This window comes from Flavobacteriales bacterium (assembly GCA_025210805.1).
Lineage (GTDB): Bacteria > Bacteroidota > Bacteroidia > Flavobacteriales > CAJXXR01 > JAOAQX01.
In genome coordinates, this window is record JAOAQX010000010.1 from 1 (window position 1) to 16,729 (window position 16,729).

The following is a 16,729-nucleotide window of genomic DNA, read 5'->3' on the forward strand; positions in this document are numbered from 1 at the left end:
GACAACTGTCAGCTACAAGGAGTAACAATCAGCCAAACAGTATTTGGATGTGCAGACCTTGGAACATCTGAAGTATTTGTTACTTCAACAGATATCTACGGAAACGCAGATGTTGATACAGTAACAGTAGATGTTAAGGATATCAATGCTCCTGATGTAATTACTGTAGATACTTTCCATATTACTTTAGGTACAAACGGATTGTTTACAATTACTCCTGAAGCTCTTGTAACTTCAGCGACTGATAACTGTACAGATGTAGATTCTATCAACTTCTTCTTCAATACTACACAACCAGGATTGTTTACTGGAACTGCAGATTGTGGAATGGTAGGAACGGTTCAACAAGCGAGAATTAATTATAGAGACCTTTCTAATAATCAAGCTCAATCAGGAACAGTTTATATTGTTGTAAAAGATATTACAGCACCAGTTGTTAATGCTACAAATTCTCAAGTAACTAAAACTTTAGATGCCTCTGGAAATGCAACAATTTCACTTGCAGACTTCTCTTATACAATAGATGAAGCTTGTGGACCACTTTTAGAGTCTCTAAGTAAAATGAGCTTTACTTGTGCAGATCTTGGACCAAACAATGTTACTTACACTGTTGAGGATGCTAATGGAAATGCAACAACACATAACTTTACAGTGAATATTGTTGATAATATTGCGCCAACGGTGAACCTTGTATCTCCAACACTTCAAGTAACTCTTGATGCATCTGGAAATGCAGCAATTACTGTTGCCGATGTAGAAAATGGTTCAACGGATAACACAAACTGTGGTACATTGACTAAGTCAATCGATATTTCAAACTTCGATTGTGCTGATGTTGGTACTCCAGTAACGGTAACTGTAACGGTAGAAGATCCTTCAGGAAATGCTAGTACAGGTACTGTAGTTGTAACTGTTGTTGATAATATGAATCCAATTGCAGGTGTCGTACCTTCTATAACATTGAACCTTGATGCTAACGGAAATGCAACACTTTCACCAGCAATGGTAGAAAATGGATCAATCGATAATTGTTCTATTACTTCATCTACATTAACTAAGACTACGTTCTCTTGTGTAGATGCTGTAAATTCTCCAATAACAGTTGGATACTTCGTAACGGATGCTTCAGGTAACAATAGTACTACTAAAGCAATCACGGTTACAGTTAAAGATGTAACTGCTCCAGTTCTTGTTACTAAGAATAAAGTAGTTTACTTACCATCTTTCAATAATCCTTCAGTTACTGTACAAGTAAATGATCTTGTAGATTCAAAATCAGATGCTTGTGGAATTAGTTCTACAAAAATTGCTGACAACAACAGTGCATCTATGTCATTTGACTGTGCAGGAGTTGGAACTCACGTTCTTACTGTTGAAGTAAAAGATGCTTCAGGAAATATGACTCAAGAAACTGCCGTTGTTGAAGTAATGGATACTGTAAAACCAATAATCGTTGGATTAGCTACAACACCTATCATTACTTATGACTGTGTTGCTGATACAGGATTTGTTTATCCAGTTCCTACATTTGCAGACGTAAAAGAAAACTGTGCAATAGATCGTATCGATCAAATTGCAGGTCTTCCTTCAGGAGCTCAATTCCCAATAGGAACAACAGTATGTACTTATGTTGCAGTTGATGTAAATGGAAACAAATCAGCACCATATTCTAGAACAATTACAGTTCTTGAAACAACAGAAATGCCTGACTTAACAGGTGTGCAAACAACTTTCTGTGAAGGTGATGCTGATATGGATCTTTCATCTAATGTTACAGGTGCAATTACCTTTACAGGTAATGGTGTAAACAATAATGTATTCTCTCCTGCAAATGCTGGAACATACTCATTGAATTACACTTGGATTGCATCTACAGGATGTCCAGTAGAAGGAACTATAACAATTACTGTTAATGCAAAACCAGTTGCACCAGTAATTACACAAATTGCTTCAAACAAACTTGAAATTGCAGATAATGGATTCTCAAGTGTGAAGTGGTACCTTGGTTCTACATTAATCCAATCAGGAACTTCAACACTTCTTTATATTGACCAATCAGGAAACTATAAAGTAATGGTTGAAAATAATAATGGATGTGCGAATGGTTCAGCTACGTTCACTGTTGGTGGAAATGCTTCAGATTTCGAAGCAAACAACAACAAAGTAGTAGAAATGGATGTACAAGTATATCCAAACCCATCTGCCACTGGATTAATTACTCTTGATTACGGATTATCAATTGGAGCGACTTCAATTGAAGTATATGACGCAAGAGGTATTAAAGTGAAAGCATTTGACTTTAACAGCTACGATGAAAATAGTATCGAACTAGATCTATCAGAACTAAGTTCAGCTATGTACCACCTAGTAATCACTAGAGGTAAAGAAGTTGTTAGAAAGAAAATTGTTATTAACCGATAGTTAATTAAAAATCTAATCCCGATGTGATTTTAACAGTCACATCGGGAATTAAGAATAGATTATTATGAAAAAGACTTTAACATTTTTGGCCTTAGCAGGTTTTGCTTTCACAACTGCTCAAGCACAGGAAGATGCAAGTGTTGTTGCACCTGCAAAACCTAGTACTTGGTCTGTAGGGGTTCACGCAGGAAATTTCTTCTTGAATCCAATGCATCTTTTTAGCATTGTTGATAGAGATGCAGATCTAAGAGGTTTTAATGGAGACAATACTTCATTTGATATAGGTTACGGACTCTATATCGAAAAACAAATATCGCCTATCATTGGACTCCAGTTGGGGTACGATATGGGTTCATATACAGGTGCTAATAGTGATTATACAGATCACTTAGGGAAGCTCAAGAGACATGAGTATGCTGAAGGAGATTTTAGTACAATTAGCTTGAACGCAACAGTAAACTTTTTAAACTTTACTAAAAAACGTTCATCAAATAATTGGGGACTTTACTTTAAAGGTGGAGCGTCTTATATGTCTTTTGAAGGTACAAGATTCTTCGCTGCTGATAAATCAAACCCTAAAGCAAAGGGAAGATCATTTAGCACGGATAACGAATTAATTTTCCAAGCTGGTTTAGGACTTCGTTATAATGTGTCTGATCGTTTCAGAGTAGAGCTTGAATCTATTTTCCATGGAGTTCCTTCAGGTTCTTTAGATTTGAGTGCTGAGAATAAAACAGATGATAAGTTTGATTCTTACCAATACACTACTTTAGGAGTTGCATATACTTTTGGAAAAGGAAAGGCAATGCATAGATCTTCGGCTTATTCAAAAGAAAACTTCTGGGACAAGTCTCTTATTTCTGAAAATTCACAACCTGATGAAGAAAGAATCAAAGGTATCGTGGGTGAAGAGGTAAAAGACGAAATGGAAGATATCATGGCTACTAAAAAGAAAATGGCTGAACTAGAGGCTCAAATTGAGGCTCAGAGAAAAGCTATTGAAGCCTTAAAGAACAAGAAGCCAGACTCGGATAAAATTGCTGTACAGCAAGTATTCCAAGTATTCTTCGCTTCAGGTTCTAATAAATTATCTGATCAGTATCAGAAAGAACTTACGCTTCTAGCAGAGTTGATGAAAGAAAACTCATCGCTAAAAGCAACAGTGACTGGTTATACTGATAGACACGGTTCTGAGAAGTTGAATTCTGATCTTCGTCAAAGAAGAGCAGATCAGGTAAAAAGTTTCCTTGTGAACGCAGGAATCTCTACCGACAGACTTTCAACTGCTACAAGTAAGCAAAACATCGTTGGAGACAACGTTGAGCACTTAAACAGAAAAGTGACTATTAAGTTCAATTAATCAGCAGATTTAACATCCCTTTAAGTGGCTACTCATTTGAGTAGTCACTTTTTTTTTGCTTTTTATTTACGAACCACTCTATTCAATTATCTTTGCGGAATGGCAAAAAAAGATGATACTTTCAAAAATATAGTTGCTCATGCAAAAGAATACGGATTTGTATTCCAATCTAGTGAGCTTTATGACGGACTTTCAGCTGTGTATGACTATGGACAGCTCGGAGTAGAATTAAAAAATAATATCAAACAATATTGGTGGGATGCCATGGTAAAGCTCCACGATAATATTGTAGGGTTAGATTCGGCAATTTTCATGCATCCTACGACTTGGAAAGCCTCTGGGCACGTAGATGCTTTCAATGATCCATTAATCGATAATAAGGACTCTAAAAAACGTTACAGAGCCGATGTATTGGTAGAAGATTGGGCAGAAAAAATCCGAACAAAAATTACCAAGGAAATCACCAAAGCAAAGAAACGTTTTGGAGAAAGCTTTGATGAAACACAGTTTCGAGCTACAAATTCTAGAGTTCTTGCAAATCAAGAGAAGATAGATACTGCTTTGGCAAGAATGGCAAAGTGTATGGATGATAATGACCTCGAAGCTTTTTACCAACTAATTATTGACCTTGAAATAAAATGTCCTGTATCTGGTAGTGGAAATTGGACAGAAGTAAGACAGTTTAACCTGATGTTTGGAACACAAATGGGTGCATTGGCAGAAGGTGATGATACAGTTTGGTTGCGTCCTGAAACGGCACAAGGAATTTTTGTAAACTATCTTAATGTTCAAAAATCGGGTAGACAAAAAATACCTTTTGGAATTGCTCAAATTGGTAAAGCTTTTAGAAACGAAATTGTCGCCCGTCAGTTTATTTTCCGACAAAGAGAATTTGAACAAATGGAAATGCAATTCTTCGTTCGCCCAGGAGAAGAAATGAAATGGTACGAGCATTGGAAAGAATTCCGTCTCAAATGGCACAAACTTCTAGATCTTGGCGAAGATAAATATCGCTTTCACGATCATATAAAATTGGCTCATTATGCCAACGCCGCTGCGGATATCGAATTTGATTTTCCTTTCGGTTTCAAAGAGCTTGAAGGTGTCCATTCCAGAACCGATTTTGATTTAAAAGCACATGAAGAACATTCTGGTCGTAAAATAAAATATTATGATCCTGAGCTAAAAGAAAGCTATACTCCTTATGTAGTAGAAACTTCAGTAGGGCTTGATAGAATGTTTTTAGCAGTTTTATCGGCTTCTTATAAGGAAGAAGAGGTTAACGGAGCAAAAAGAACAGTTCTTTCTATTCCTGCATTCCTAGCGCCTTATAAAGTAGCCGTTCTTCCACTAACCAAGAATGAAGACATGATGGCAGTGGCAGAAACTATTTTAAAAGACATTAAATATGACTATAACTGTCAGTATGATGTAAAAGATGCCATAGGGAAGCGATATAGAAGACAAGATGCTATAGGAACTCCTTTCTGTATTACTGTAGATAATGAAACTTTAGAAGACCAAACCGTTACTTTGCGTTTTAGAGATTCTATGGAGCAAAAACGTGTGAATATTTCAGAACTCAAAACAATTTTGGACCAAGAACTAAAGACGGCTAATATTCTGAAAAAATTAGAGGCTTAGTATTTTCTGTACCAAAAACAGAACTTTTAATGACTTTGTCTTAGTACTAGATTGATTGAGTTGAGAATAAGAAAGCACGAAATTGGGGGATGTTACCGCTAACATTAATCTCGATTTACAAATATTTTTTGAATGGTCTAATACAGATTGATTATTCAAAAAAAACACCATTTACAGAACATCAAAAAAGGCATTTTCTCACAAGAAAATGCCTTTTTTTAGTCCATAAAATTTTGAATCTCTTCATACAAATATCCTTTTTGAAGTGCATAACGAATCAGCTTTTGTTTCTTGTCGTAATCATTTTTGTATTTGATTATCAGTGATTTCTTTTCTAATAAATTTGCTAAAATGGACAAATATTCTTCTTGATCAATTTCTTGAAGAGCCATTTCTTGTAGCTTAGCCGTAATGTTTTTTTGTTTCAGTCCAATTTGAATCTTTTTTCTACCCCATTTTTTATAACGAAATGCACCCCGAACATAAGAACGAGCAAAACGCTCTTCATTTATAAAATCATGCTCCATAAGGTGGTCCACAAGATGATCTATAGTTTCGGGCATTAAGCCAAAACCACGTAATTTCTGCTCCACTTCCAAGAAACAACGGTCTTGATAAACACAGTATTGTTCTATTTTTTGTTTAGCCTCCGCTAGGTCGTATATTTTTTTAGCCATTTTGTCCCATTTAAGGTGTTATATGATACGAATTCCCCCTTGGAATAGCTTGTCCCGATTTTCGGGAGGGTGAGGGGGATGTTACATCTGGTTTGATAATCTAATTACATTTTATTTACTCATAGGTTTTAGTTTCTTTTTCGGTAGTGATTCGTTGTGTAACATCCCCCTTCCCCCCTTCAAAAGGGGGCTTATGCTTTTGAATTGGTACTATCAAGATTTAACTCCCCCTTTGAATAGCTTGTCCCGATTTTCGGGAGGGTAAGGGGGATGTTACATCTGGTTTGATAATCGAATTACATTTTATTTACTCATAAGTTTTAGTTTCTTTTTCGGTAGTGATTCGTTGTGTAACATCCCCCTTCCCCCCTTCAAAAGGGGGCTTATGCTTTTGAATTGGTACTATCAAGATTTAACTCCCTCTTCCCCTCCCGAAAATCGGGACAAGCTATTCAAAGGAGGCTTATACTTATGAATAAGACATCATAAAGGGCTTTTGCCAATGAGAAAATTAAACCAAACATTTTTCTGCTACCAACCTAAAACCAATCTCCTTCAAAATCGTTTTTCTGCTTCTTTTTAGTCATGGTGTTGAATTTGTAAGTTAAGCTTAGCATAAAGTAGGGTTGAAGCACTAAATTACTAGAACTTTCGGTGTAGTTACTCCTAATTCTTCTTTGGACCGAATTATTTTGCCTGAGTAAATCATAAGCTTTAAGCGAAAGTGTTGCTTTATCTTCCAAAACATCATAAGCAATTTTTGAATTCCAAAAAAGAACCTGATTGTCATAAATATCTTCTAAAGCCGGTGTATACATAAAATCTAAAGTATTTTCCCACCGAAGTCTCTTGGTAATATCCCAATTGAGATCCAGTTCTACATTATGGACAATGACTTCATTATCTTCAAAATGCTCTAGGGCAAATTCAGATTTTCTCCTTTCCCAGTCATAACTAAGAGAAATATCCCAAAGATCTTCGTGTTCATACGTAGCTCCAATTTGAGGGTTGAGGCTGTTGATTTTATTTTCACCAAGAATTCCATTATTATAAAAAAGATCATTGTAAAATTGGAAACTAATACGAGTAAGTGCCTTGAAGCTTTTCACAGAATCTACTTCAAATGTTCTTGACAAACTAGCTGAAGTATAAGTGTTATATTTTCCATTGGCATTGGTGTATGATGAAGTTCTGATAAAATTATCGCTGATGCTTACAGAGTCGATAATAGCATCATTTCTATAGTTGAAATTCCCATAGAAATAATAAGACCATCCTTTGTTTAAAGATCTTTTGTTGAAACCAAAATACCCATTCCATCTTTTGGTAACTTCTAGGTTTGGATTCCCCACGCGGATATTACTTGGGTTTGACAGGTCTCTAAATGTTTGAAGTTGCTGGAGAGAAGGGTTTTGGTTTGAAAACCTTACACTGGCATATAAGCTTTTTTGTTTTTTCATCCTTTTCCAGATATAGGCATTAAAACTTGGAAGCTGAAAGCTTCTACTAATCGTTTGTTCACTCCTTAAAAAATCTCTGTTTTCGAGTGTTCTCCAAGAGTATCCTACAAAGAAATTTGCATATAATTTATCGTCTTGTAACTCTAGACCTGTAAAAGGTGCGTGTAAAACAGAATTGTATTCAAAATTAGAACTCAGGTCTTTATTGAAATCATTAAAAGAATTTCCAACTTTATCAAAAGTGCTTTTTTCATTTTTGAGTTGGGAATAGTTCAAACGATAACCCGTTTTCCAATAAAGTTTCTTTTTCTTCAAGGCGTGACGATAGGCTATTTCGGGTCTGAAAACGATTTTATCAGATGCTGTAGTCACCTTTTGATCTCTATTGGTTTCCGTGTTATTGAGAGGCTCAGAAAGTTTAAGTGTCTGAAAATTGTCTGAACGGGTATTCACAAATTGATCCTGATATCTCAAACGAATAGAACTTCCTTTATTCCCAATATTATGGCTGATATCTAAATCATTTTGGAAATCAAGGTTATTAAAATCACTTTCATTAACAGATTTGGACTTATTTGCTATTTCACCATCACTATTTCTGGTTTCCGATTCAGAGATATTTTTAGATTCACTTTCAGAAAGATTCAACCGAGGTTCATAACTAATATACCAAGTGGTGTCCTTTTTCCAAGCCATTTCTAGGCCGAAATTATGATTATTTATGGTTCTGTCTCCAGAGTTTTTTCCAGAATTTTTGAATTTAGATTGATCCGGTAAAGAGTACTCCCTCTGGTATTCCTTGGCGGTTTCTGTGGTGATTCCTGAATGGAAATATTTTACGCCAATATCTGTGTTTGCATTAATTTTATCATCATAATTGAGTCCAGCATTTCTAGAAGTGGTAATTCCATTGGCACCCCCAAACTGCATTCCATCTATAGAAAAACTACCATTGCTAGAGCGGGTCATGCTTCTTCCGCCCCCATACATTTTTCTTATTTCTCCAAACCCAAAACCGGCTGTATTGATATTGTTTTGTCCAAAAAGAACACTAATTCTTCTATCGTTATTGAAATAATTAAATAAACCGGCACCTTCATATCTTTCGTCTGTACCTATTCCCGCAGAAACTCTTCCAAAAATCCCTTTGTTTTTATCCTTTTTGATGGTCAGATTGATCGATTTTTCTTCGGTATTTCCTTTTTCACCAGTAAGCGCCTCAGCTTTGGTTTTAGAATCGGTAATTTGAATCTTTTCTATCATTTCTTTAGTAAGATTCTTCGTGGCAATCGTGGGGTCGTTTCCAAAAAAAGACTTTCCATTTACCGTGATATTTTTTACCTCTTTACCATTTACCATGATTTTTCCGTCTTTGGTAATTTCTACTCCAGGGAGTTTTTTTAGTAAATCTTCCACAGTAGCATTTTCTTTAGCCTTAAAAGAATCTGCATTAAATTCCAAAGTATCTTTTTTGATAATCAATGGAACGGCTTTTTCTGTTAGTTCCACTTCCCCAAGCATTCCACCTTCTGACAGAGAAATAGATCCTAGTGAGGTTTTCTTATCTTTAAGTCTTAATTTTCTTTCAATAGGCTGATATCCCACAAAAGAAATATGCAAAAGCACCTCAGAAAGATAGGTTCTTGTTTCTATTTTAAAATTCCCTTCTGTGTCTGTAATAGAATAGGCAATGAGGTTACTATCCGATGGATTTTCTATATAAACGGTGGCACTTTCAAGGCCTTCATTTGTGTTTTTATCCAGAATTTTCCCTGTAATTTCAACAGATCTACTTTGCCCAAATACCCATAGTGGTATTAAGAAAATAAGAAGGATTAATTTTCGCATTTTTTAAATTATAAGGTTAAGTAAGGAGTCAAATGTATTGACTTCAATAGAGAACAACGAAAAATATTAGTTATAAATTGTAAAACTCAATTGAAAAATATTAATTTAACTTTGCTCGGCAGAGAAAGAACATCATGAAAAAATTTGTAATAGTTGGACTAGGAAATATAGGTTCAGAATACGAAAACACTAGACATAATATCGGTTTTAAAGTCGTGGAAGCTTTGGCAAAAAAATACCAAGGCAAATGGGAAACCAGTAAAAACTCTTACCGATCAGAAATCAAAATAAAAGGACGAACGGCTGTATTGGTAAAACCCACTACCTATATGAATTTGAGTGGTAAAGCCGTAAAACATCACCTCACAGCCGAAAAAGTACCTCAAGAGCAATTGATGGTAATTACCGATGATCTTTCACTAGATTTTGGAGCCATCAGAATAAGAGGAAAAGGATCTGCAGGAGGTCATAATGGACACAAGCACATTATAGAAACCCTACGTTCTGAAGCTTACCCTCGTTTGCGTTTTGGAATATCAGCAGATTATTCAAAGGGCAGACAAGTGGATTATGTACTTGGAGAATGGAGTTATGAAGAAGAATTGGAGCTAGAAAACCTGATAGAACACTGCATAAAAGCTATGGAAAGCTTTGTTTTTAGAGGACTTGGAGACTGTATGAATAATTACAATAAGAAGGCTTGATTTTTAGTGTGTTCACGTTTTTTCAAGTGTTGAGGAATTAAAAATTGGTGGATGCTGAGTGAGTTCACCAATTAGAAATTGGCTGTAGCGGGGATTTCAGAAGAAAACTCAAAAGACTCCTAAAAAAGAAATAGAAAAGGCAGGAGGTTTTAATGAAATAATAATCTATAGGGTAACCATAAGATAGTCGATGTTTCAATCTGTCTAGATATCTCCATGTTAAACTAATATTATGAAAATTCACTTATACCTAATTGTGCTTATAATGATGCTAATATCATGTGGTAATCTAGGTTCAAAAAACTTGAAAACATATATTTTGAATCCAAATGATAGATCAGATCTTTTTAAAGATAAATGTGAGCTTTTTGGACAATATATTAATAGTCAAGAATGTGATGTTAATATACAGCTGACAAAGAATAATATCACTATTATTCCGTGCCATTTAGTTGAAATATATCCCTTAGTAGATGAAAGTTTGAGTATATATGTGGATGAGGATGGAAATATTTTATTATATGGACAAAAAGAAGAAGATGAAAATGTTAAGAATTATGTATCTAAGTATTTTAAAAAACTAAATGACTCTAACAAGAAAAATGCAAACTTTATTAGCATAGATTTTTACAACAAAGTTAATTGTGAGTCATTGAACACATACTTTGAAATATTAGATCAGTTAATACTAGAAATAAAGAATTCCAGCCATAACAATATCTTAAAGCTTAGATTTATTGATTACAAATATCATAACGATTCTCCCTCAGTTGCCACAAATGAATAACACCCCGTAAATCGCTTCTGTCTAGCCAGTATGTTAATAGTATTACAAGACTGAAATAAATAACTACAACAGCAACAAATCCAATCAAAATTATGATGTTGGATGATTTTTTGATATTTCATGTAAATTTGGTTGGATGATCAGTCCACACCTTGTCTCTAGTATCGGGAAATTAATAAAATTCGCGGTGCGGGGGATATTGCTGAAAAGTCTAAAATGAAAAATACTTAAACAGTATAACCAGAATTTAAAATTAATGACAGTCAATGGAAAAGACTACTAAAAACTAAAAAAAATGAAGATAATCAAGGGTTATAAGAGTATGTTTTTTCTACTCAGTCTATTACTTTTTACAGCTTGTCAAACTAAAAAAAGTGTATTTTTTGCGTTTGAAGATGGTTTCGATGAGCATCAAGTCGAGATTGAGATCAACAAAGTTCCAGTTATATATAATACGAGAATAACAACTGATGAATCGCTTGGTTTGACATCGTTAACTTTTTCATTAAAAAAAATTGGAAGGAATAAGTACTTTGTCGGCTTCCTTCAAAAAAAATATTATCGTTTTAATGAAGAAATTGACTGGAATGGAAAGGACACTCTTGAGGTAAGTGTTATAATCTCTGGAACAACATATAAGTTTTATCCTGATTTAGATAAAGGTTGCTATTTATCATTCAACAATAGGGAAAAAGTTGGATTACAATTAGATCAATCGTTTGAAGCTATCGAATATGATTAATTAAGCATGTTAACCATGCATAGTTAACTATCATTAGCCCAGCTACAGCCAATAAATACCACACAGTAAATCGCTATTGCCAATTTTTATTGGTACCAGAATGAATGTCAAAACAGTGACACATTGCTTTTCAATATTTCCTGTAAATTTTGTTTGATTATCGATGTGTTTACACCTTGTTCTGATTATCGAGAAACTAAAAATTAGTTGGAGCGGGGGATACTGTAGAAGAGTATGGTTCTTTTGAGTTATCTTTGTTTATGGATTTTTTAAACGATCGATACACTTTTGTGTTTGAAGGATTGCAAAACGGAGCTTACCTCTATAGATTTGAAAGTGAAGGCAAATATAATATTACAAAGCAGGTTGGATTTTTTGATGTAGGGATACCAAATCTTTATAATCTTGGATTTGGAAATTTAGAGATCAAAAACGGAGAAAAATTTGTTGATGATAATTCAGATGTAAATAATAATGATTTTAACAGAGTTTTATCTACTGTTTTTAGTTGTGCAATACATTTTTTGAATAATAATTCAGATGCAAGAATATTATTTTTTGGAAATACACAACATAAACATACCCTCTACATTAGAAAAATTGCAGCTAATTATTCTGAAATATCAAAGCTGTTTAGCTTGTTTGGAGGGGTTTTACATCATAAAAGAGATCTGGTAGATAGAAGCGTTCAAGATAGAGTTATTCGGGATAAAGATATGGATGGTTTAATTTTTGGAGCAGAGGCAATCAAAGATATTGAAAGATTTGAAATTCAAAACTGTAGGAATTATGATTTTATAATAATCTCCTCATAAAGAATTAATTGCTTAAATTTGTGTGTTATGTCAGATAAATATAAAAAAATAGTAAATAAGCAGCTTGAAGATTCTACTTCTCACTGGGCGGGAAAGCCTCGAATGACCAAGGAAGAGATTAAAGCAGCCTTAGAGTTTGCTGAACGTAAAGCAAAACCAGTTAAAGCTTTTTTCTCTAATCCTAAAAACGTAGAAGATTTTGAAAGGAAAATGGCTGAACTAACAGAAAAATAAACTGTAGGATTGATCTACAGTTTAAAGGTAATGGTGTTGATAATCATTGCTTTTTTCGTTTCTTTATAAAATAATTTCATAGGTTGATAAGAATGAGTTCTTTGAAAAGGGTGTAACTGCAAGTTATTCCAAATAATACATTGGAGCTTATTCGATAATTCCTGTAAATTTGGTTTGATTATCAATGTTTCCAATGCCTTGTCCTGTGTATTGGGAAAGTGTAACCCCGCGGAAGACCAATTATACTTTTTAAGTAACGAATGAGTATGAAAAAAATAATATTATTAATTTTCCTTTTGCAGACTATTGACACTGTTTCCCAGAATAACTATGATTGTCCAGAAATTAAAATTACAATGGCTTTCGGATATTCAATACAATATGATTGCTTAGGGATACTGCATCTTAATGGTTTTGATTCTAATGGAGTGATAAAAGCTAATTATTATCCATCAATTTTAATAGAACGAAGGAAAAGAAAAAGGGTTATTAAGTATTTGAAAAATTTTGACTTTTTCAGAAATTCTGTATCACAAAAAAATGATAGTATTGACCTTTATAAACCAGCTAACATGGTTCGAGCTAGAGTTTATTCATTTAAAGTAAGTGGTTTAGAGAATAGTTATAACATTATCGATCGAAATTATATGAAGAAAGATACATTATCTAAAAGATTATCTAAGTTACTTGGATTAGTACGAAGTTGTATTCCTTTAGATACAAATTCTTCTCCAGCTACAGCCGATGAATAACACCAGTAAACGTTACTCCCAATTTGTGCACGGTAGGCTGGGGTGAATGTTATATTAGAGAAAAAGACATTAGGAAAATTTCTTAGCAAAATAAGGAAAACAGCAACAAATCCAATCAAAATTATGATGTTGGATGATTTTTTGATATTTCATGTAAATTTGGTTGGATGATCAGTATTTCTACTCTTGCTTATAATGTCGGATGCTGAGTGTGTCCACGCCTTGTCCCGAGTAGCGGGAAATTAAAAATTGGCGGGAGCGGGGTATGTAATCATGCTTTTATAGTCTCATATATGATATGATTAAAAACTGTATCTTTGTGATATTAGATACTACAAATTCATGGATTTACAAGCTCGAAAAATAAAATTAGCACAATACATCCTTAGTCAAACAAAAGAATCTGTTATAGAAAAGTTTAGTGCTATAATGGAAAGCGAATCCAATACTGAAATTATTGCCTATACTGTGTCGGGTAAGCCTTTAACGGAGAAAGAATATTACAATAAAATTCTAAAGGCTGAAAAATCTATTGAAGAAGGGAGCTTCACTCATCATGATGACTTAAAAAAGTATATTTCAAATTGGTAACTGAAATCATTTGGTCTGATGATGCTAAGGTCGAATTAGAGGTGATTTACGCTGATTTACTTAATTATACAAAATCAAAACAGAATGCCTTGAGCGTAATTAATGACATTGTATCCCATGTGGAAGGAATTAAATATCCAGAACAATATCAGATTGACGAAATAATTGGAGATTCTTATCGTAGGCTAATCGTTAGGAATTTCAGAATAACTTATCAAATAGTAAGCAATCATACGATTCGAGTTTTGGGAATCACCTCTACCTATATGGATCATTAAAAATTACCTTTTTTTCAGATTCAAATTCTCAATAGATATCCAACTTTTAATCAATCAATTTCTCGAGAGCTTGTCAAATAGTTTTTGTAAATTCGTGGTTTTAGAAATAAAAACGTTCAAACCAAGCTCATGGCAAAAATTATTTATACAAAAACGGACGAAGCACCAGCTTTGGCGACCTATTCTTTTTTACCTATTGTAAAAGCATTTACTCAGTCTGCAGGAATCGAAATAGAAACTAGAGATATTTCTTTAGCGGGAAGAATTTTGGCAGTATTTCCAGATTTTTTAAAGGAAGACCAAAAAGTAAATGATGCGCTTGCAGAACTTGGAGCATTGGCAAAAACTCCAGAGGCCAATATCATTAAATTACCAAATATTTCAGCTTCTATTCCACAGCTAAAAGCAGCGATAAAGGAATTGCAGGATCAAGGTTTTGCTTTGCCAAGCTACCCAGATGAGCCAAGTAATGATACAGAAAAAGAGATCAAATCTCGTTATGATAAAATAAAAGGTTCTGCGGTAAACCCAGTTCTTCGTGAAGGAAACTCAGACCGTAGAGCTCCAAAAGCTGTAAAAAATTACGCAAAAAATAATCCACACTCAATGGGAGCTTGGTCATCAGACTCTAAGTCTCATGTGGCTTCTATGTCAGAGGGTGATTTCTATGGATCTGAAAAATCATTGACCATAGCCAATGATACGGATGCAAAAATTCAATTTGTTTCTACCACAGGAAACACAGAAGTGCTAAAGGTTTCCACACCTTTATTAGCGGGAGAAATTATTGATGCTTCAGTAATGAGTATGAGTAATTTGAGAACTTTTATTGCTCAGCAGATTGAAGAAGCAAAAAAAGAAGGAGTTCTTTTCTCTGTTCACATGAAAGCTACTATGATGAAGGTTTCTGATCCAATTATCTTTGGAGCAATTGTAGAGGAGTTTTATAAAGATGTTTTTGAAAAACATGCCCAACTTTTTGAAGAAATAGGAGTAGAGCCTAATAATGGAATAGGGAATCTCTACGGAAAATTAGAAGACCTTCCAGTAGATAAAAAAGCAGAGATTTTAGCCGATATTGAAGCTCAATACGCAAATCGTCCAGCTTTAGCAATGGTAAATTCAGATAAAGGAATTACCAATCTTCATGTACCTTCAGATGTAATTATTGATGCTTCTATGCCTGCAATGATTCGTACGTCGGGACAAATGTGGAATGCTGAAGGGAAAACACAAGATACTAAGGCAATTATTCCAGATCGTTCTTATTCTGGAATTTATCAAGCAACAATCGATTTTTGTAAAAAACATGGAGCATTTGACCCTACCACTATGGGATCAGTGTCCAATGTAGGATTGATGGCTCAAAAAGCAGAAGAATACGGTTCTCATGACAAAACATTCCAAATGAAGGAAGCAGGAACGGTTCAAGTAATTGATGCTTCAGGGACAATCTTAATAGAGCAAACTGTAGGAAAAGGGGATCTCTTTAGAATGTGTCAAGTAAAAGACTTGCCTATTCAAGATTGGGTAAAATTAGCAGTTAATCGTGCAAGAGCTACAGGAGTTCCTGCTGTTTTCTGGTTAGACAAAAACAGAGCTCACGATGCCGAAATCATCAAAAAAGTAAATCAATACCTTCCAGATCATAATACCGATGGTTTAACAATAGAAATTTTAGCCCCAGTGGAGGCTACAGCATATTCGTTGGAAAGAATCATCAAAGGAGAAGATACTATTTCGGTAACAGGAAATGTTCTTAGAGATTATTTAACAGATTTGTTCCCTATTCTAGAACTCGGAACATCGGCAAAAATGCTCTCTATTGTTCCATTGATGAATGGAGGAGGGCTTTTTGAAACAGGAGCAGGAGGATCGGCACCTAAGCACGTTCAGCAATTCAATGAGGAAAACTATTTGCGTTGGGATTCATTAGGGGAGTTTTTAGCTTTAGAAGTTTCTTTAGAGCACTATGCCGAGACTAATAACACCCCAAAAGCAAACGTACTAGCCAATGCTTTAGGAGAGGCCAATTCAAAATTCTTATTGGAAGATAAATCTCCAACGAGAAGATTGGGAGGAATAGATAACCGTGGTTCTCATTTCTATTTAGCTATGTATTGGGCAGAAGCTTTGGCAAACCAAGAGCAAGACGCGGAGTTAAAAGCAAAATTTGCACCCATTGTAGCGAAGATGGAAGAAAAAGAAGCGACTATCGTAAAAGAAATGATTGATGCTCAAGGATCAAAAAATGCTATTGGAGGATATTATAATCCTAATGATACATTGGCTGAAAAAGCCATGCGTCCTTCTAGTAGTTTAAACACTATTTTGGAGACGATCTAAAACAAAATTTATTCAAAAAAAAAGCCATTTTCAGCAATGAAAATGGCTTTTTTTTGATGTAATATAAGAG

The 16,729-nt window shown here is 34.4% G+C and carries 14 protein-coding genes; 12 read left to right on the top strand and 2 right to left on the bottom strand.

From position 1 onward, the window contains the following. The 3 genes from N4A45_05385 to N4A45_05395 form a co-directional block, all read left to right on the top strand. Positions 1 to 2,421: T9SS type A sorting domain-containing protein (locus N4A45_05385; GenBank protein ID MCT4664649.1), on the top strand; the 2,421-nt coding region annotated here is incomplete at its 5' end. 64 nt (positions 2,422 to 2,485) lie between these two features. After that, positions 2,486 to 3,781, top strand: a complete 1,296-nt coding sequence (locus tag N4A45_05390; GenBank protein MCT4664650.1) for an OmpA family protein — start codon at positions 2,486 to 2,488, stop codon at positions 3,779 to 3,781. A gap of 99 nt (positions 3,782 to 3,880) precedes the next feature. After that, positions 3,881 to 5,425 (top strand): glycine--tRNA ligase, encoded by a 1,545-nt coding sequence (locus N4A45_05395; GenBank protein ID MCT4664651.1) that lies wholly within the window; start codon positions 3,881 to 3,883, stop codon positions 5,423 to 5,425. Positions 5,426 to 5,643: 218 nt separating this feature from the next. Here the strand turns inward: N4A45_05395 and N4A45_05400 are convergent, their stop codons facing one another. Together N4A45_05400 and N4A45_05405 are read right to left on the bottom strand one after the other, a co-directional pair. Continuing rightward, positions 5,644 to 6,102: a RecX family transcriptional regulator gene (locus tag N4A45_05400; GenBank protein MCT4664652.1), complete on the bottom strand. Its 459-nt coding sequence runs from the start codon at positions 6,100 to 6,102 to the stop codon at positions 5,644 to 5,646. Positions 6,103 to 6,641: 539 nt separating this feature from the next. Next, the gene (locus N4A45_05405; GenBank protein MCT4664653.1) at positions 6,642 to 9,410 is read right to left on the bottom strand and encodes an outer membrane beta-barrel protein; all 2,769 of its coding nucleotides are present in this window, start codon (positions 9,408 to 9,410) and stop codon (positions 6,642 to 6,644) included. A gap of 134 nt (positions 9,411 to 9,544) precedes the next feature. Here N4A45_05405 and pth point away from each other — a divergent pair, with 134 nt between their 5' ends. From pth to N4A45_05450, 9 genes are all read left to right on the top strand, one after another. Further along, complete coding sequence (gene pth, locus N4A45_05410; GenBank protein ID MCT4664654.1) at positions 9,545 to 10,114, top strand: aminoacyl-tRNA hydrolase; 570 nt, start codon at positions 9,545 to 9,547, stop codon at positions 10,112 to 10,114. 304 nt (positions 10,115 to 10,418) lie between these two features. Continuing rightward, positions 10,419 to 10,901 carry a hypothetical protein gene (locus N4A45_05415; GenBank protein MCT4664655.1) on the top strand — a complete coding sequence of 161 codons (483 nt, stop codon included), beginning with the start codon at positions 10,419 to 10,421 and terminating at the stop codon, positions 10,899 to 10,901. Between the two features lie 295 nt (positions 10,902 to 11,196). Beyond that, entirely contained in the window at positions 11,197 to 11,643 is a 447-nt protein-coding gene (locus tag N4A45_05420) for a hypothetical protein (protein MCT4664656.1), read from the top strand. Positions 11,644 to 11,933: 290 nt separating this feature from the next. Further along, entirely contained in the window at positions 11,934 to 12,458 is a 525-nt protein-coding gene (locus N4A45_05425; protein ID MCT4664657.1) for a hypothetical protein, read from the top strand. Positions 12,459 to 12,485: 27 nt separating this feature from the next. Then, positions 12,486 to 12,692 (top strand): hypothetical protein, encoded by a 207-nt coding sequence (locus N4A45_05430; GenBank protein MCT4664658.1) that lies wholly within the window; start codon positions 12,486 to 12,488, stop codon positions 12,690 to 12,692. A gap of 266 nt (positions 12,693 to 12,958) precedes the next feature. Continuing rightward, positions 12,959 to 13,444, top strand: coding sequence for a hypothetical protein (locus N4A45_05435; GenBank protein MCT4664659.1), 486 nt, complete (start codon positions 12,959 to 12,961; stop codon positions 13,442 to 13,444). A gap of 342 nt (positions 13,445 to 13,786) precedes the next feature. Further along, positions 13,787 to 14,035 carry a hypothetical protein gene (locus N4A45_05440; GenBank protein ID MCT4664660.1) on the top strand — a complete coding sequence of 83 codons (249 nt, stop codon included), beginning with the start codon at positions 13,787 to 13,789 and terminating at the stop codon, positions 14,033 to 14,035. Beyond that, a complete protein-coding gene (locus N4A45_05445) occupies positions 14,029 to 14,313 on the top strand; it encodes a type II toxin-antitoxin system mRNA interferase toxin, RelE/StbE family (GenBank protein MCT4664661.1) in 285 nt (94 codons plus the stop codon). The genes N4A45_05440 and N4A45_05445 overlap by 7 nt, the downstream gene beginning before the upstream one ends. 129 nt (positions 14,314 to 14,442) lie before the next feature. After that, the gene (locus tag N4A45_05450; GenBank protein MCT4664662.1) at positions 14,443 to 16,659 is read left to right on the top strand and encodes an NADP-dependent isocitrate dehydrogenase; all 2,217 of its coding nucleotides are present in this window, start codon (positions 14,443 to 14,445) and stop codon (positions 16,657 to 16,659) included. The last annotated feature ends 70 nt before the right edge of the window (positions 16,660 to 16,729 follow it).